The following is a 16,466-nucleotide window of genomic DNA, read 5'->3' on the forward strand; positions in this document are numbered from 1 at the left end:
AAGCCGATGAAGGCATTTTGCGGCAGATTTCAAAAGGCATATTGATGACTTTGATCTCTGCGAATTCGATGGCATTGACCATTCTCAATCAAATTTTTTCCACGCGGGACATCTCACAGAATAGAGCCGCTAACTCGATCCTCAATATTGTCGCAGACAGCCCGCAGAAGACTGCGCAAGCCATTGACACGATCGTATCGCTTGCTTCCCGCGTTACCAAAGTAAAACAGGAGACTGTTGCCACAAAGGAGATAGTCTCCGCCGCCATTCCGCAGGCAACGGTAAGCGCGATGAACGCCGCGGCGACGTATATAATGTCGTCCTCTTACATCAAGCCGATCGAACGGACAGCGGAGAATGCAGAAGCGATTGTAAAGGAGCTAATATCCATGGCTTCGAGAGCCAGTCCGCGCCAAGTATCAAAAATCATTGTGCCAGCGCGCGAAGAGTACGATGCCCAGTACACTGAGTGGGGTGCAAAACGCATCGCGAATGGTGAGGATGAGGCGCTTGTGAAAAAGCAGGTCGCGTATTTTATCAGTGACCGAGTTTACGAAGGCCAAGTCAAAATGGCGGAACTCAACAACTCTCTCGATGGAACATATTGCGAAGTGTCGAGACAGTATATGCATGACAGCGAAAAAGCGCTTAAGGAATTTTTCGGTTCCGCCATAGTTCTTAAACTGGGTGAAAATGGTCAGGTGTCGGTTACACCCGGTACGCTATATTACGGCAACGGGCAGAAAATGGTTGAGTACAAAGAAACCGGCGAACTGGAAATTTTCGACAAAATGGGGAGCTTGGTAAAAGCCTACAAAAAATCGGAACTCCAGTCGTATTCAAGTTGAGAGTGCCCCGTCGGTTTTCCGACGGAGCGCCGACCCTTTAACTCATGCAAGCAAGCCAAATTCAAACATAGAAGGGACCAGTGATGCAGCCGAGACGTCAGAAAGCACAATTTGCAAACCGTCCACGCTAATATTGGCGTGTCCGTTGACACCGTCTGCAATCATAAGATCCGCAAAATCGTCTGCTATCGCGGTGTCAAACCGTATTCTATCACTTCCTAACTGGAAGTCTTTGATAGTGTCTTGCGCGTTCCTGACGGAAAAATAGAACGTGTCAGCGTCAGCCCCACCCCAAAGAACGTTTTCACCATCTCCACCTTCGATCAAATCGCTGCCTGCGCCTCCGTCGAGAACATCGTTTCCAGCTCCGCCGCGCAACTGGTCATTTCCAGCTTCACCAAATAGCTTGTCTGCGCCGTCCCCACCGCTAAGCTGGTCGGTTCCAGTCCCACCATAAAGACTGTCATCGCCTCCATCGCCATACAGAAGGTCGTTACCACCTTGGCCGTTAAGGTAGTCGTTTCCATCACCACCATAGAGCTTATCGTTCCCGGCCGCGTTCAAATCCGCAATCCAGCGATTAGCACTGGTAGAGTCGCCGAATAGTCTGTCATTGCCACCATTGCCGTAAAGCGTGTCGTTCCCGCCATCGCCTTGAACTGTCTCACCGAGCCTGCCGCCGATGAACGTATTATCGTTCGCCCTGCCATAGATCGTAACGCTGGAATCCATGTACTTAACACTCGAAAAATCAACTTTTCCTGCAAAGTAGACGGGCTCCACCGGCCATTGGCTAAACTGATTGAATTGAATTTTTTCAATACTGCTCAAGCCATTATCGGCAATCATGATGGCGGTCCACGAGTAGCCCGACGTTGGAGAGACATAAATTCTATCCTCCCCTTCACCGCCATAAAACCGCTCCCACCCGTTCTGGACTCCACCTAGACCGCCAAACGCACTGCCACCAAGCTGAAACGTATCGTTCCTAACCGCGCCGTAACGATCACCATAATAACCCGTATTCATTATAACAAAAAATGGCCGCAGCACGTTTCGTGTTGCAGCCATTATTTTTCAGCTCGGTCAGCTTATGTACTGAATGTGGTTCGGATGCTCCGTCAGCTTACTGCCACACCACCACACGCGCCTTTTGCGGCACGCGGTCGTAGAGGTCGATGACGTCCTGGTTCATCAGGCGCACACAACCGGAGGAGACGGCCTTGCCGATGGAGTTCCATTCCGGCGAGCCGTGCAGGCGGTAGAGCGTGTCCTTGCCGTTCTGGAAGATATAAAGGGCGCGCGCGCCGAGCGGATTCTTCAGGCCGGGCGGCATGCCACCGTTCTTGGAAGAATATTTGGTGAGTTCCGGCTGGCGGGCGACCATTTCGTCCGGCGGGGTCCATTTCGGCCATTTCTGACGCCACTGGATGACGCCCTCGCCCGACCAGGCGAAACCTTCGCGGCCGATGCCGACGCCGTAGCGCATGGCGCTGCCGCCCGGCTCCACCACGTAAAGGAAGCGCGAACGCGTATCGACGACGACGGTGCCGGGGCGTTCGCCGGTCGGATCGACAACCCGCTGGCGATAATAACGCCGGTCGATCTTCTGATAGGGCACGGCGGGAATGACGTAACCGCCATCCTCAACAGAGCCGTACATGACGGCCAGTTCCGCATCGCTGACGCCCGGCGAGAACATCTGCCGGAAATCGCTGCCGATGGCGCCTGCCTGCTGGCGAATGGCGCCTCCCGGACCGGATGAGGCACAGCCTGCGAGAAGCGAAGCGGAGGAGATGCCGAGAAGGGAAAGGAAGGTGCGTCTGGAAAAATCTGTGTCGGTACTTGTCATAAGGCCGGGTTGTCCCACATTTCGAACGGCTATACCGCCGTTGTACGTCATTTGTTCCGTTTCATGCGTATTGCGAAAATAGTTAACCGACCGCTAAAAGCCAGTCACAAGGCGCCGGCGGAATGGGTCTGGCAACTCTTTCTTTTAGAACGTGTTCAGATAACCACAATCTGCCCCCCTTGCGGCACACGCTCATAGAGATCGATCACATCCTGATTGAGCATGCGCACGCAGCCGGAGGACGTCGCCTTGCCCACGGATTGCCAGTCCGGCGTGCCGTGCACGCGGTACAGCGTGTCCTTGCCGTCCTTGAAAATATAAAGCGCGCGCGCGCCGAGGGGGTTGTTGAGACCTGGCGTCATGCCGCCATTGGCAGCGGAGATGGAGGCGAGTTCCGGCTGGCGCTTGACCATTTCATCCGGCGGCGTCCAGCGCGGCCATTTTGCCTTCCACTGGATCTTGCCGCGACCCGACCAGGCATAACCGTCGCGCCCCAGCCCAACGCCGTAACGGATCGCCTTGCCGCCGGACTGCACGAGATAAAGAAAATGCTGCTTCGTATCGACCACGATGGTGCCCGGCGCTTCCGCCGTCTGGTAGCTCACTTCCTGCCTGAGATAACGCGGATCGATGCGACCATAGGGAATGGCCGGCAACGAGCGATCATCGTCGCGGATCGGGCCATATATGACCCGGTGCAGCGGATTGGAAACCGGCAGGCCATAAGCCATGGCCTGACCACGTCCCTGAGGGGCGTTATAACCTTGCACCTGCGGGGCTTGCAGCCCCTGCCCGCGCACTGGCGGACCGTATTCCTGATGGAAGCGGGTTCTGAACAGATCCGGCGGGCGGGTTGAAAGCTGGCCCGGCTGCGGCGGCAGTTCCGGCTGGCGATTGGAGCTGACGGAGTTGAAATTGAACACCGGCGCCGTTTCCCTGACGAAAACATCCGGGTCCATCCGGGTCGTATCCGTCACGAAAAGGCAACCGCCCAGCAGCGGCAGAACCGCAAGAGCCATCAGAGAGGCCGCCCGGCGACCATTTTTCAAAAGGAGTGCTATCATCTGAACCGCTTCATGGAATCCAATCTGCCGGCATGATGGACCCCGCGGCTGGCGCGAAGCTGGCGTCGTTTTTTCAAAAAAATCGAAAAACCGCATTTTTCCTCTTGAAGCTCTAGTTGCTAGAGGTGCCAGATTGGCTGTCGAGTGGAATTCAGGAGCGAACCATGAATATTTCGACACGCGGCAGTTTGAACGGAGCATCGGAGGACCTGACCTTTTCGGTCGGCGGCATGGATTGCGGCAGCTGCGCGGCGAAGATTGAAACCGCGCTCTCCCGCCTGCCCGGCGTCGGCGACGTCAAGGTTTCCGTCGCTCGCGAAAGGCTGAACCTTTCGTTGGCGGAGAACAAGACTCCGGTCGAAAAGATCGAGGATACGTTGCGCAAGCTCGGCTTCAAGCCCGCTCTGCTGCCGCGCGACAAAGCGCCTGCTGCAAAGGTCGAAGCCGATCATCATGATCATTCCTCCTGCGGCGGCCACCACCATGACGAGGCCGAAACGGGCGCCGACAAGAGCAACGCGCTGATCTTTTCAGTCGGCGGGATGGATTGCGGCAGCTGCGCGGCCAAGATCGAAACCGCGCTTTCCCGTTTGCCCGGCGTCGGCGACGTCAAGGTTTCGGTGGCCCGCGAAAGGCTGAACCTCTCGCTTGCCGAGAACAAGACCCCGGTCGACAAAATCGAGGACACGCTGCGCAAGCTCGGCTTCAAACCCGCTCTGCTGCCGCAGGAAAAGACCGCACGCGAAAAGACGCCGGATCATAAGCACGAACATGACCATGATCACGCGACATGCGGTGGCCATCACGATCACGACCATTCCGGGCATGATCACGCAGCACACGACCATTCGGGACACGAGCACCATTCCTGCAACGGGCATGACCACGATCACTCCGGCCATGATCATTCAGGTCACGATCACGGACACGACCATGCGGGCCACTCCCACGCTGCCGCGCCTGCCGCCGCAAGCCAGAGCGCCGAGATAGGGCACGCCCATGGCGCGGACGAAAAAGGTGCATGGTGGCGCACCGCCAAGGCGCGCAACACCTTCACCGGCACCATTCTGGTCGCGATTGCCTATGCGGCGGAACTGACCTTCCCGGCCTGGGGAAGTTACGCCTTCGTCGTCGCGACGCTCGCCACGCTTTTCCCCATCGCGAAGAACGCCGTCAACGCCGCCCGTTTCGGCGCGGTCTTCACCATTGAGATGCTGATGACGATTGCCGCCATCGGCGCGATCATCATCGGCGAGGCGGAAGAGGCGGCCATCGTCGTGCTGCTCTTCTCCGTCGGCGAATTGCTGGAAGGTTTTGCGGCCGCCCGCGCCCGCTCCGGCATCAAGGCGCTCGGTTCACTGCTGCCGAAAACGGCGCTGGTGGAAGAAAACGGATCGCTTCGGCAGATCTCCGCCGATCAGGTGCGCATTGGCCAAGTGGTCGTGGCGCGTCCCGGCGACCGTATCGCCGCCGACGGCGTTGTCATGGAAGGCCAGTCCAGCGTCGACGAATCGCCGATGACCGGCGAGAGCATTCCGGTCGCAAAAGAAAAGGGCGACCGAGTCTTCGCCGGCTCGATCAACCATGACGGTTCGCTGCGCATCCGTGTCGACCGCGCGCCGGAAGACAACACCATTGCCCGGATCATCACGCTGGTCGAGGAAGCGCAGGATGCCCGCGCCCCGACCGAGCGCTTCATCCAGAGCTTCTCGCGTTATTACATGCCGCTGATCGTCGCGATCTCGGTGCTGACCATCGTCGTTCCGCCGCTTGTGGGCCTCGGCGACTGGGATACCTGGATTTATCGCGGTCTCGCGCTGCTCCTCATCGGTTGCCCCTGCGCGCTGGTCATCTCCGTTCCCGCGGCGATTGCCTCCAGCCTTTCGGCTGCAGCACGCCACGGCATGCTGGTGAAGGGTGGTGCTGTCATCGAGATGCTGGCGCGCACCGAAACCGTCGCCTTCGACAAGACCGGCACGCTGACGCTCGGTGAGCCCGTCGTGACGGATGTGATCGCGCTTGACGGCAACGAGGCCGAACTGATTGCGCAGGCCGCGACCATCGAAAACGAGTCGAGCCACCCGCTCGCCCGCGCCATCGTCAATCATGCCGAAAAGGCCGGCGTGAAGCCCCTGCCCGGCTCCAACATCAAGGCGATTTCCGGTCGCGGCATGCAGGGCACTGTCGGAGGCAAGGAGCTGTTCATCGGCGCACCGCGCTTTGCGACTGAGGTCGGAACGCTCTCGAAGGACCTCTCTGATCGCATTTCCGCGCTGGAAAGCGAAGGCAAGACGGTGGCTGTCGTGATGACCGGCGGCGCGGCAAGCGGCCTCTTCGCCATGCGCGACGAGCCGCGCAAGGATGCGGCCGAAGGTGTGAAAGCGCTGAAGGATATGGGCATTTCCTCGCTGATGCTGTCGGGCGACAATGCCCGCACCGCACGCGCCATCGGCAACAAGCTGGGCCTTGAGGCGCGCGGCGAACTGCTGCCGCAAAACAAGGTCGAGGAAATCCGCAAGCTGGCTGAAAAGAAAACCGTTGTCATGGTGGGCGACGGCATCAACGATGCGCCTGCCCTTGCTGCCGCCAGCGTCGGTGTCGCCATCGGTTCCGGTACGGATGTGGCGATGGAGGCGGCGGATGCGGCGCTGATGCGCAACAATGTCGGCGATGCCGCGCGCCTCATCGGCCTGTCTCGCGCCACCATGAGCAATATCCGCCAGAACGTAACCATCGCGCTTGGTCTGAAAGCGGTCTTCCTGGTGACCACCGTAACCGGCGTTTCAGGCCTGTGGCTCGCCGTTTTCGCCGACACCGGCGCGACGGTTCTGGTCACCGCCAACGCTATGCGGCTGCTCGGCTATTTCAACCGCAAGGGCTGAAATTCCATTTGCGTGCACGACGGCCGGGCCTCGTCCATCGAGGCCCGGCCGTCTTATTTACGGCATATTGACAAACTAATTGCGTCCAATACATACCGCGTACCGCCGTTTTCCACGCGCGTGACAAACGATTCCACGCGCAGGAGCGCTGACATTGGCAAAGACTGGCTATAACCGCATTGCGTATCGCGCGATCAAAATCGGCGGCAATATCGTGAAGGTTATTTTCTCCATTGATCTGTTTTTGCGGCCCGGCAGAAGAAAAACGCTTCCGCAGTATCGGCCCGCCAGGCGCAGCCCGAAATCGGAAAAAGCCATTCCCCGCATCATCTGGCAGACCAATTACTCCAACCGGGTAACGACGCCGATCTATGCGAATTTCCTGTTCAACCGTTGGCTGACGCCGGAATTCGAATATCGCTATCATGATGACGAGGCGTGCCAGGCCTATATCGACCGGCATTTTCCCGGACGTTACGCCGATGCCTTCCGCCGCCTGCAGGTGGGCGCCGCCAAGGCCGATTTCTGGCGTATTCTGGTGCTTCTGCAGGAAGGCGGCATCTATCTCGATATCGATTCCAATTTTGCGGCTCGCCCGGAAGATGTGATCGGCACGGATGAAGAAGCCGTTTTCATTGCCATGAAAGACGGCGAAATCACAAATTACTTCATGGCATCAAAACCCGGCCACCCGGCGCTCAGGCTGATAGCCGATCGTATTGCCCAGAATATCGAAGACGGGACGCTCGTCAGCGTCTATGACATGACCGGCCCGACGGTGGTGCATGCCGTCGTCAAGGAACTGGGCCTGCCTGTCCGCAATTACCGCGAAATGTGTACCCAGGGGCAGTTCACCAACAAGCGCGCCCAATATGCCGACAAGAAGGACGGCGCATGGTGGGCGGAGCAGGCCAAAACCGCAATCGTCAAAAACTAGCGGCGGCCTTTCTGCTGGAGGCGAAACTGGCGCCTCAGGCGAAACTGTTGAAAAAGCGGATGCTTTCCTCGACCGCATGCGGAACAACACCATTATGGGTGCCGGGCAAGAGCGTTTTGTCGACCTTGAAACCCGATGTCAGGGCGCGATCCACGAAAAGCTGGTGATCGGCATCGAAAGGCCGTTCCTCCGTGCCCCGCAAAAGCAGCGCCGGACATTTGAGGCTGGGGCCGAAACAGACGGAGGAGCGCATGATGAATTCGCGCTCGTCGGTCTCGTCGAAACAGATCTCGTCGCTATAGCGGTTGAAATAACGCCAGGAACTGACGCCGGCGGAGATGGGTGCTGCGGCGCGAAACGTCCGGCTCATCGCGGCCAGAAGCGTCAGCGTGCCGCCATTGGAATGGCCGGCGATGAAGAAGCGGTTTCTGTCGATGCCGGGAAGATTTTCCAGATAGGCGGCGGCGGCCAGCGCATCCGTCGTTTCGTCGTAAAAGCCGGAATAATTGCCGCTCTGGCCGTTTTCACCACGGAAGGATGGCAGAAGCACGACATAGCCCGCTTCCCAATAGGGCTTCATCAGCGCCCAATGGCCGTCCCCGGTGGCGTTGCCGCCGTGGAGGAAAAGAACGGCGGGCTTTAGCGTTTTTGAGGGCTGGTAGCGGGAGAGCCACGCGGCAAGCGCAATGGAACCGTCCGGCCCGCCCGGATAGGTGATCCGTGTCGCCCCGGGCGGCGTGCCGAGCGCGGAAGATTTTTCCGGTGCCGGCATTTTTCGCAGGAGATGGGTGTGGAAATGCCGACGCGCCACCGCATAATCCTGCCGCTCCAGCGGCAGCACCTCTGGCGCAGCAATGCCCGCTTTCGCACGGGGTGGTAAAAATGCGGACGCTGACAGCCCCATGGCGCCGGCCACAAGGCTTCGCCGCGTCAGGCCCGGCGAGATGGCGCCGCTCTTTTCCTGTCCGAAGGCTTGGGAAAGAAAGCGTTTGTCTGCCATATGGTCACCTGCGGGGGATGGTTACTAGAGCAGTTCAACACTGCGGCTGGAGGCTGTCCAATCACGGATTCGCGAATGACAACAATGTATTCGCAGCCATCATGGCAATTTCGGGACAGCGTCTCTCCGTTCCTGCGCCTGCCACGGGGGATGAGGGACGGTCAAGGCGCCTTTACCCTTCCACGCCGTCGATCATCGCCACCAGAGTCGAGAGCCTGTCCGCCTCCGCCGGCACCTTGTCGGCGCGAAGCCGCGAAATGCGCGGGAAGCGCATGGCCACGCCGGATTTGTGGCGGGTGGAGCGGTTGATGCCTTCGAAGGCCACCTCCAGCACGAAACCGAAATCCGGCGTCGCGCGCACCGCCCGCACCGGGCCGAAACGCTCGACGGTGTTGTCGCGCACGAATTTGTCCAGCACCTCCAGCTCCGCATCGGTGAAACCGAAATAGGCCTTTCCGACCGGCACCAGCTGTTCGCCATCCTCGCCTTCCGCCCAGACGCCAAAGGTGAAATCGGAATAATAGCTCGATCTTTTGCCGTGGCCACGCTGGGCATACATCATGACGGCGTCGATATTATAAGGATCGCGTTTCCACTTGAACCAGGGGCCCTTGGCGCGCCCGGCCTGGTAGGTGCTGTCACGGCGCTTGATCATGACGCCCTCGATCACAGGATCGGGCGGTGCGGCACGAAGCGTATCGAGTTCCTGCCAGCTGGAAAAGCCAATCAGCGGCGAGAGGTCGAAGCGATCATGCGGCGCGTGCTCGATAATATCCGAGAGGCGGCCGCGGCGCTCCATGTAGCTTTCGGCGCGAATATCGTTCTCGCCCTCGAACAGCAGGTCATAGGCGCGAATGAAGGCTGGATAATCATCCAGCATCTTCGCAGTCACCGTCTTGCGGTTCAGCCGCTGCTGCAAGTCGGAAAAGGTGCGGGTGAGATTGTTGGAGCGCGACGTGCCCCCAATCAGCAATTCGCCATCCATCACGCCTTCGAAATCGATTGCCTCCAGAACATCGGGAAAGGCGGCGGAGATATCGTCGCCGGAGCGGGAATAGAGTTTTCGCGTGGCGCCGGCGCGGGACAATTGCACGCGAATACCGTCCCATTTCCATTCGGCGGCATAGTCGGCCGGGTCCAGCGCATCGAGATCGCCATCGGAAACCGGCGTCGCCAGCATGACCGAATGGAAAATCGCGGGCGTCGCCAGAACCGGCCGCCCGGACTTCCCCTCAAGCCACGCGAAAAGCGGCGTATAGGGCGGCGTCAGCCCGTGCCAGAGGGTTTCGATCTCGGTGATGTCTTTGCCGGCAAAATCCGCCAGCGCCTGCCGTGCCAGCCGCGCCGAAACGCCGATGCGCAGGCTGCCGGTTGCGAGTTTGAGGAAAGCGAAACGCGAGGACGTATCGAGCCGATCCAAGAGGTCGCGCACCGCGCCGCGCACCTCGGTACGCCCCAGCGAATTCATCAACGTTACGACCTCTCCGAGGCGCGGGTCCTGCGCCTCGGCGTCATCCGCGCCACCGATATTGCCCCAGACCAGCGAGATGGTCTCGGCAAGATCGCCGACATAATCATAGGAATAACTAAACAGCACCTCGTCCATCCGCTCCATGACCAGTTCGCGCAGCATGGCCGGCTTGACGCTCTTGAGGTCCAGCGTGCCGGCAATCGCCGCCAGACCGTAACCCCGGTCGGGATCGGGCGTATCGCGGAAATAATCGGTGAGCAGCTTCAGTTTGCCGTTGCGCGACGGGGTGAGAACGAGACGGTCGAGCAGCGTGGCGAAGGCTTTCATCTCAGTCCCCCTCATCCTCGTAACCGACAAGATGCAGCGGCTTGGCGGCAATACCCTGCAATTGACACCAGCGTACCAGCGCCTCCTCACGGCCATGGGTGACCCAGACGGCCTGTGGGGAAATTTCCTTGATCGTCTCCAGCAGTTCCGGCCAGTCGCAATGGTCGGAGATCACCAGTGGCAGCTCTACTCCGCCCTGCTTCGCCCTCTGCCGCACCATCATCCAGCCGGACGCGAAGGCGACCAGCGGTTCGTTGAAGCGCCGTGCCCAGCGTTCCTGAAAGGCGGAGGGCGGGCCGACGACGATCGCGCCCTTGAAGGCGGAGGGATCGCTTTTTTCGAGCGTCGCGGGGCGCAGATCGCCGAGATCGATGCCCTGCGAGACGTAATAATCACACAGCCGTGCCAGCGCGCCGTGAATATAAATGGGATCGGAATAACCGTTGTCGCGGAGCAGACGGATGACGCGCTGCGCCTTGCCAAGCGAATAGGCCCCGACGAGGTGGGTGCGGTCGGGAAACTGTTTGATGGAGGTGAGCAGCTTGGCCGTTTCCACGCGCGGCAGCGGATGATGAAACACCGGCAGGCCGAAGGTGGCCTCTGTGATGAAGACATCGCAAGGCACCGTCTCGAAGGGCGCGCAGGTGGGGTCCACGCCGCGCTTGTAGTCTCCCGAGGCGACGATGCGCATCCCGTTCATTTCCACGGAGATTTGCGCCGAACCCAGCACATGGCCTGCTGGATGGAAACCGACGGTAACGCCGTTTACCTCCACCCTTTCGCCGAATGCGACCGCCTGCTCGCTGCCGCAGAGATCCTCGCCATAACGGATGCGCATTATATCCAGCGTCTGGCGCGTGGCCAGCACCGCGCCATGGCCGGCGCGGGCGTGGTCGGAATGACCGTGGGTGATGAGCGCCCGCGCCACCGGGCGGACGGGATCGATATAAAAATCACCCGCCGGGCAATAAAGGCCCTTGGGCGTGGAATTCAACAGCTGTTCCGGCTTCATATTCATTGAGATAGTGCCGCCCGCGCGAATCTAAAGTGCTGCGAGCATAACGCGGAACGTGCATTAAATTTCCAGCGGCGGTGTTTTTGTTGTGTAGGACCGTGATGGTGAAACACATTGCACGGCCCGTCCTTTCCCTCATTCTGCGCTCGTCACAGGGATGAGGGTATGGTGAGCAACGTGAACAAGGCGCATCAATCCCATCGAACCGTATTGCGTGACGGCCTTTACTCCCCCGCCCCTTCGGCCGGCTTCGCCTCAACCGCCGCCGGTAGCCGCACCGGCTTCAGCATCAGCGCCGCGGCAAGGCCGATGGCGGCGGTTGCGGCGGCCGCGAAGAACAGCGGCGTAAACGCATCCGAGTAGAGCGCGGCGACGGCGGCCTGTGAGGCGGCGGGGAGTTCGGAGAGGATTTTCGGCGTCAGTTCCTCGATCTTGCCGACACCGGGAATATTGACCGCGATGCCTTTCAGGCTCGAGGACACGATGGCGCCATAGACAGAAATGGCAATGGCAGCACCGCCCATGCGGGTCAGCGTCACCGCGCCGCTCGCCGCGCCGATATCCGCCTTGGGCGCGGAATTTTGCACGCCGATGATCGGCGCCTGCTGGCCGAGCCCGACAGCAAAGCCTTGTGCCAACATGAGGACCGCAATCACCCAAAGCGGCGTTCCGGCATGCATCTGCGTGAAGAGCAGCATGGCGATGACGTTGATGGTAAGACCCGCCACAGAGAAGGGCTTGTAGACGCCGGTGATCGAAATCAGCCGTCCGGCCGAAAGCGAGCCCATGACGATGCCGCCGGTGACGGCGATGAAGAACAGGCCGGCATGGGAAGGCGAAAGCCCGGTGGTGGTCTGCAGGAACAGGGCATAATAATTGACCATGCCGATGCCGATGCCGCCGCTGGTCAGCGAGACGATCATCAAGAGCGGAAAGGTGCTGTCCTTGAAGAGCCTGAGCGGCACCACCGGTTCCGGCGCGCGGCGTTCCACCTGCACCCAGAGAAAAGCGGCGATGACGGCAAACGCGATAATGCCGAGACTGGGGGCTGCGATGAGCGAGCCGAACAATTCGCTGCTGTCAGCCCAGAAGACCACGCTGGCAATGGTGGCCGCCAAAAGGACCGCGCCGAGATAATCGATCTTCGGCTGGCGCGCCGGGCGGCGGTAAGGCAGCATCAATGCCAGCCCTGCAATGACGATGATGCCGAGCGGCAGGTTAATGAGGAAGATTGACCGCCAGCCGAACAGGTCGCTCATCGTACCGCCGAGGATCGGGCCGACACTGCCTGACGCCATGATGGTGAGGCTGGAATAGCTCTGGTAGCGGGCGCGTTCACGCGGCTCGAACAGATCTGCATTGACGGAAAAGATCGAGACCATGATGCCGCCGCCGCCAAGCCCCTGCAACACGCGGGCGGCAATCAGGCTGTCCATCGACCATGCCAGCCCGCAGGCCAGCGAACCCAGCGTGAAGATGACGACCGCCGCGATCATCACATATTTGCGGCCGAACAGATCGCCGAGCTTGCCATAGACAGGCATGACAGCACTGGTCGCCAGCAGATAGGCCGAGCCGATCCAGCCGAAACGCTCCAGTGCGCCGAATTCACCGACAATGGTGGGAAGCGCTGTCGATACGATCTGGTTATCGAGAGTTGCCATGAACATGGCCAGCATCAGGAACAGAAAGACGATGAGCCTGCGCCGATGATCCGACACAAGCGGCGCCACGGGGGCGGTGGACATATCCATGAAAAATCTCGTTGGCTACGGCGGTTTTGCTACGGCAATTTGTGTGCTATCAGCACATATATGTCAATGGCAAGTTTTTGACATCCATGTTATTCGCGCTAAATGTGATCGCGAACTGGCAATGAAAGGAACGGCAAAGCGTGGCGAGCGAGGAAAACTGGAACGAGGATCTGCCCGAGGACATCAAGCGGATCGGCAATACGATGACGCGCATGCGCATCATGATCGGCCGCCGCATCATCGGCCGCATGGCGCTTGCCAAGCTCGCTCCGGGTCTTGAACTCTCCCATATAGACGTTCTCGACATTCTGCGCCGCACCGAAGGCGATGTTACCGTGGGTGCGATTGCCGAGGGCATGCGCATCGATCCCTCACGCGGTAGCCGGGTGGTGGCGGATATGGTGGGACGCGGCCTGCTGAAACGCAGCGTTTCCCAGGAAGACGGCCGCCGCAGCATTGTCGAGATTACGCCGCTCGGCACCAGCCTTTTGCAGGAAATGCGCCGGACCAAGATGAGCGTCATCGAGGACGTGATGGATGGCTGGCCGGCGGAGGATGTGGAGACATTCGCCCGCCTGTTCGAACGCTTTATCGACCGTTTCGAATATCGCCTGTCACCGGATACGGACTTATTCGCGGATCAGAAAAAATCATAGTTGGCACGGGGATCTGCAACTTCACTTTAAAGCGACGAAACCGTAACGTGCGGCGCATCGAACTGGTCAAAGGGTAATTTCGATGTTGACGATTTACGGTGTCTACCGTTCCCGCGCCACGCGCACGTTGTGGCTCGCGGGTGAACTGGGCATAGAATTCAAGCATGTGCCCGTCATACAGGCCCGCCGCCTTGCCGATCCGCTGGCTGCGGATGCGCCGCTCAACACGCTGTCTCCCGCATTTCTCGCCGTCAACCCGATGGGCACCATTCCCTGCATTGAGGATGACGGCATGGTGCTTTACGAATCCATGGCCATCAATCTCTACCTTGCCCGCAAATATGGCGGACCGCTTGCGCCGGTCGATCTGAAGGAAGATGCGGCGATGCTGCAATGGTCCTTCTTCGCCGCCACCGAAATCGAGACGAATTCGCTGAAGATTTCCTCCGCCATCGCCGAGGGCCTGTCGGAAAGCGATACTGGTAAGGCTGTTATCGACGTCGCCGCCCGCCTGCTGAAGCGCCCCTTCCGGGTGCTGGAACAGCATCTCGCCACCCATGATCATCTGGTGGGAGACCGTTTCACCGTGGCCGATCTCAACGCGGCGGAAATCGTTCGTTACGCGCAGGGCCACAAACCGCTGTTCGATGCCCATCCGGCGCTGAAAGCCTGGCTGGATCGTTGCCAGGCCCGCACGGCGTTCAAGACCATGTGGGACAGCCGGGCCGCCGAGGCGGCTTGACACGAGCTTTGGGCGCGGACTGGAGACGTCCCTCCGTACTCAACGCCATCCTCGGGCTTGTCCCGAGGATCCAACCACGTCAAATAAAATCAATACGTTGCAGATCCTCGGGACAAGCCCGAGGATGACGACAGTAACTATTAACCCCTCTCGCCCGCAAGCGCCCGCTGCACCGCCGGCCGGTCGTTCATGCGGCGGAAATGGTCGTGCACCTTCGGGAAGCGGGCAATATCCACGCCGTCGCTTTCCAGCCAGCCGGACATGACGAAAAGATAGGGATCGGCAACCGAATAAGCGGTGCCCAGAACCCATGGGCCGTGTAGCATGCCGTGTTCGATCAGTTCGAAGCACTCGCCCATGGTCTGCGGCACTTTCGCCTTCATATCGGCCAGCGAACTTTCCTCATTCGCCCAGCGGCTGCCCCGCCGGCCGTGGGCATGGGCGACATGCACCGTCGAAGAAATGAAGGAGTTGAAGGACTGCATCAACGCGAATTCGAAGGGATCGTCGAGTGGCGCGAGTTTCTTTTCAGGCGCCATCTGGGCGATGAAGGCGAGGATGGCGGGCGTCTCCGTCAGCACGCCGCTTGCCGTTGCCAGCGCCGGCACGCGGCCCTTGGGATTGATCTTTAAAAATGCCTCGGAGCGTTGCTCGCCTTCCGCAAAATTGACGCGGTGGGCCTTGTAAGGCAGGCCGGATTCCTCAAGCACGATATGGCTGGCGCGGGAACAGGAACCGGGAGAAAAAAACAGTGTGAACATGGGTATGCGACCTCCAAAGCAATGAAGCGCCCGTTTCTTCCTCGTACGGACGCCGACCCGCGGCGACCAAGGGATAGCCGTCACACGCAGGGCGCACCATCATCGTGCCGGCAAACGGCCGCGTCAAAGGTTATTTAGAGACCGACGACCCTGACATCGCCGACATGGATGCCGTTCCAGTTGCGCATCTGTCGGTTCGCCATGCCGCTCAGCGCCTGTTGTTCGGCGCTGCCTTCATCGAAATGGCGGGCGAGCAATGCCGAAACCATGGCTTCTGCCGCACGCGTCGTGCCGTCTTCGCATTTCACCGCCATGGCGATGCCCTTTGCCGGCAGGGCGGCGATGAAGACGCCCTCCGCGCCGGTCTTTGCGAAGATTTTTCCCGGCGCGATCTGCATCAGCTTCGTGCAGGCGCGGCCAGTGCCCGCCACGTAAAAGGGTTCAGCCATGCAGGCCTCGATGAGACGACGCGAGGCTTTCGCACGGCCCGGTTCCAGCCCCCTGCCCGTCGCCATTTTCGCGAAACCATGGGCCAGCCCCTTGAGCGGCACGGCATAGGTGGGGATGGAGCAGCCGTCCACGCCGCAATTGTCATGGCCGAGAGTAGCACCCGTCAGGCTTGCCATCGTGGCGCGGATTTCCCGCTGCAGCGGATGATCGTAACCGACATAGCCCTCAGGGTCAGTGCCGGCGTGGCAACAGGCGCAGATGAAACCGGAATGTTTGCCGGAGCAATTATTGTGAAGCGCCGTCGGCTTTTCCAGCGTGCGGGCCTGATGGATGATGGTTTTCTGGTCGGAAGACCAATGCGCGCCGCATTCCAGCGTATCCACGTCCCTGCCCGCCTTCGCCAGCATCGAAGCGGCGAGTTCCACATGCGCGTCCTCGCCGGAATGGGAGGAACAGGCAAGTGCGAGTTCGCGGCTGCCGAACTGATAGACATCCGCAGCACCGCTTTCCACCAGCGGCAGCGCCTGCATGGCCTTGCAGGCGGAACGCGGAAAGATGCCGCGCTCAATATCGCCAGCCGAAAACAGCACGCCGCCATCGCCATCCACCACCACGGCGAGGCCATGATGGCGGCTTTCGACCAGATTACCCCTGGTGACTTCGACGGTAACGGAATTGTTCATTTTTGCGGCCTCAAAAAATTCTGA

Annotated in this window: 14 protein-coding genes; 5 read left to right on the forward strand and 9 right to left on the reverse strand. The window is 59.9% G+C overall.

The window, feature by feature from the left end; all coding sequences use genetic code 11:
* Positions 1-68: 68 nt before the first annotated feature.
* On the forward strand, positions 69-848 hold the full coding sequence (locus PL599_RS15785; protein ID WP_191216966.1) for a hypothetical protein: 780 nt from the start codon (positions 69-71) through the stop codon (positions 846-848).
* Positions 849-890: 42 nt separating this feature from the next.
* Here PL599_RS15785 and PL599_RS15790 read toward each other — a convergent pair whose 3' ends face one another.
* From PL599_RS15790 to PL599_RS15800, 3 genes are all read right to left on the reverse strand, one after another.
* On the reverse strand, positions 891-1,919 hold the full coding sequence (locus tag PL599_RS15790; RefSeq protein WP_271359273.1) for a calcium-binding protein: 1,029 nt from the start codon (positions 1,917-1,919) through the stop codon (positions 891-893).
* A gap of 55 nt (positions 1,920-1,974) precedes the next feature.
* A complete protein-coding gene (locus PL599_RS15795; RefSeq protein ID WP_077982755.1) occupies positions 1,975-2,700 on the reverse strand; it encodes a L,D-transpeptidase in 726 nt (241 codons plus the stop codon).
* A 155-nt stretch (positions 2,701-2,855) separates the two neighbouring features.
* Positions 2,856-3,764: a L,D-transpeptidase gene (locus PL599_RS15800; protein WP_269824442.1), complete on the reverse strand. Its 909-nt coding sequence runs from the start codon at positions 3,762-3,764 to the stop codon at positions 2,856-2,858.
* Positions 3,765-3,928: 164 nt separating this feature from the next.
* Here PL599_RS15800 and PL599_RS15805 point away from each other — a divergent pair, with 164 nt between their 5' ends.
* Positions 3,929-6,646, forward strand: a complete 2,718-nt coding sequence (locus tag PL599_RS15805; RefSeq protein ID WP_269824443.1) for a heavy metal translocating P-type ATPase — start codon at positions 3,929-3,931, stop codon at positions 6,644-6,646.
* 154 nt (positions 6,647-6,800) lie between these two features.
* Positions 6,801-7,583 (forward strand): glycosyltransferase family 32 protein, encoded by a 783-nt coding sequence (locus PL599_RS15810; protein WP_162520407.1) that lies wholly within the window; start codon positions 6,801-6,803, stop codon positions 7,581-7,583.
* Between the two features lie 34 nt (positions 7,584-7,617).
* Here the strand turns inward: PL599_RS15810 and PL599_RS15815 are convergent, their stop codons facing one another.
* The 4 genes from PL599_RS15815 to PL599_RS15830 all read right to left on the reverse strand — a co-directional run bounded on the left by PL599_RS15815 (position 7,618) and on the right by PL599_RS15830 (position 13,150).
* A complete protein-coding gene (locus PL599_RS15815; RefSeq protein ID WP_269824444.1) occupies positions 7,618-8,583 on the reverse strand; it encodes an alpha/beta hydrolase family protein in 966 nt (321 codons plus the stop codon).
* Between the two features lie 172 nt (positions 8,584-8,755).
* A complete protein-coding gene (locus tag PL599_RS15820; protein ID WP_269824445.1) occupies positions 8,756-10,381 on the reverse strand; it encodes a cisplatin damage response ATP-dependent DNA ligase in 1,626 nt (541 codons plus the stop codon).
* A 1-nt stretch (position 10,382) separates the two neighbouring features.
* The gene (locus PL599_RS15825) at positions 10,383-11,393 is read right to left on the reverse strand and encodes a ligase-associated DNA damage response exonuclease (RefSeq protein ID WP_269824459.1); all 1,011 of its coding nucleotides are present in this window, start codon (positions 11,391-11,393) and stop codon (positions 10,383-10,385) included.
* Positions 11,394-11,620: 227 nt separating this feature from the next.
* The gene (locus tag PL599_RS15830; RefSeq protein WP_269824446.1) at positions 11,621-13,150 is read right to left on the reverse strand and encodes an MDR family MFS transporter; all 1,530 of its coding nucleotides are present in this window, start codon (positions 13,148-13,150) and stop codon (positions 11,621-11,623) included.
* A 140-nt stretch (positions 13,151-13,290) separates the two neighbouring features.
* Here PL599_RS15830 and PL599_RS15835 point away from each other — a divergent pair, with 140 nt between their 5' ends.
* Entirely contained in the window at positions 13,291-13,806 is a 516-nt protein-coding gene (locus tag PL599_RS15835) for a MarR family winged helix-turn-helix transcriptional regulator (RefSeq protein WP_077982761.1), read from the forward strand.
* An 82-nt stretch (positions 13,807-13,888) separates the two neighbouring features.
* Positions 13,889-14,548 carry a glutathione S-transferase family protein gene (locus PL599_RS15840; protein ID WP_142912387.1) on the forward strand — a complete coding sequence of 220 codons (660 nt, stop codon included), beginning with the start codon at positions 13,889-13,891 and terminating at the stop codon, positions 14,546-14,548.
* Positions 14,549-14,688: 140 nt separating this feature from the next.
* On the opposite strand, the gene PL599_RS15845 is transcribed toward PL599_RS15840, so the two are convergent.
* Positions 14,689-15,309: a glutathione S-transferase family protein gene (locus tag PL599_RS15845; RefSeq protein WP_077982763.1), complete on the reverse strand. Its 621-nt coding sequence runs from the start codon at positions 15,307-15,309 to the stop codon at positions 14,689-14,691.
* A gap of 134 nt (positions 15,310-15,443) precedes the next feature.
* Positions 15,444-16,442: an asparaginase gene (locus PL599_RS15850; RefSeq protein ID WP_269824447.1), complete on the reverse strand. Its 999-nt coding sequence runs from the start codon at positions 16,440-16,442 to the stop codon at positions 15,444-15,446.
* Positions 16,443-16,466 lie beyond the last annotated feature (24 nt).

The sequence above is a fragment of the Agrobacterium sp. ST15.16.055 genome, from assembly GCF_027956555.1.
GTDB classification, from domain to species: Bacteria; Pseudomonadota; Alphaproteobacteria; order Rhizobiales; family Rhizobiaceae; genus Agrobacterium; species Agrobacterium salinitolerans.

What these genes read in the sequence shown, in the direction of transcription:
- PL599_RS15785 (WP_191216966.1), top strand. Translation starts at nt 69, where the DNA reads ATGGCATTGACCATTCTCAATCAAATTTTTTCCACGCGGGACATCTCA.
- PL599_RS15790 (WP_271359273.1), bottom strand. Translation starts at nt 1,919, where the DNA reads ATGGCTGCAACACGAAACGTGCTGCGGCCATTTTTTGTTATAATGAAT.
- PL599_RS15795 (WP_077982755.1), bottom strand. Translation starts at nt 2,700, where the DNA reads ATGACAAGTACCGACACAGATTTTTCCAGACGCACCTTCCTTTCCCTT.
- PL599_RS15800 (WP_269824442.1), bottom strand. Translation starts at nt 3,764, where the DNA reads ATGATAGCACTCCTTTTGAAAAATGGTCGCCGGGCGGCCTCTCTGATG.
- PL599_RS15805 (WP_269824443.1), top strand. Translation starts at nt 3,929, where the DNA reads ATGAATATTTCGACACGCGGCAGTTTGAACGGAGCATCGGAGGACCTG.
- PL599_RS15815 (WP_269824444.1), bottom strand. Translation starts at nt 8,583, where the DNA reads ATGGCAGACAAACGCTTTCTTTCCCAAGCCTTCGGACAGGAAAAGAGC.
- PL599_RS15820 (WP_269824445.1), bottom strand. Translation starts at nt 10,381, where the DNA reads ATGAAAGCCTTCGCCACGCTGCTCGACCGTCTCGTTCTCACCCCGTCG.
- PL599_RS15825 (WP_269824459.1), bottom strand. Translation starts at nt 11,393, where the DNA reads ATGAAGCCGGAACAGCTGTTGAATTCCACGCCCAAGGGCCTTTATTGC.
- PL599_RS15830 (WP_269824446.1), bottom strand. Translation starts at nt 13,150, where the DNA reads ATGGATATGTCCACCGCCCCCGTGGCGCCGCTTGTGTCGGATCATCGG.
- PL599_RS15840 (WP_142912387.1), top strand. Translation starts at nt 13,889, where the DNA reads ATGTTGACGATTTACGGTGTCTACCGTTCCCGCGCCACGCGCACGTTG.
- PL599_RS15845 (WP_077982763.1), bottom strand. Translation starts at nt 15,309, where the DNA reads ATGTTCACACTGTTTTTTTCTCCCGGTTCCTGTTCCCGCGCCAGCCAT.
- PL599_RS15850 (WP_269824447.1), bottom strand. Translation starts at nt 16,442, where the DNA reads ATGAACAATTCCGTTACCGTCGAAGTCACCAGGGGTAATCTGGTCGAA.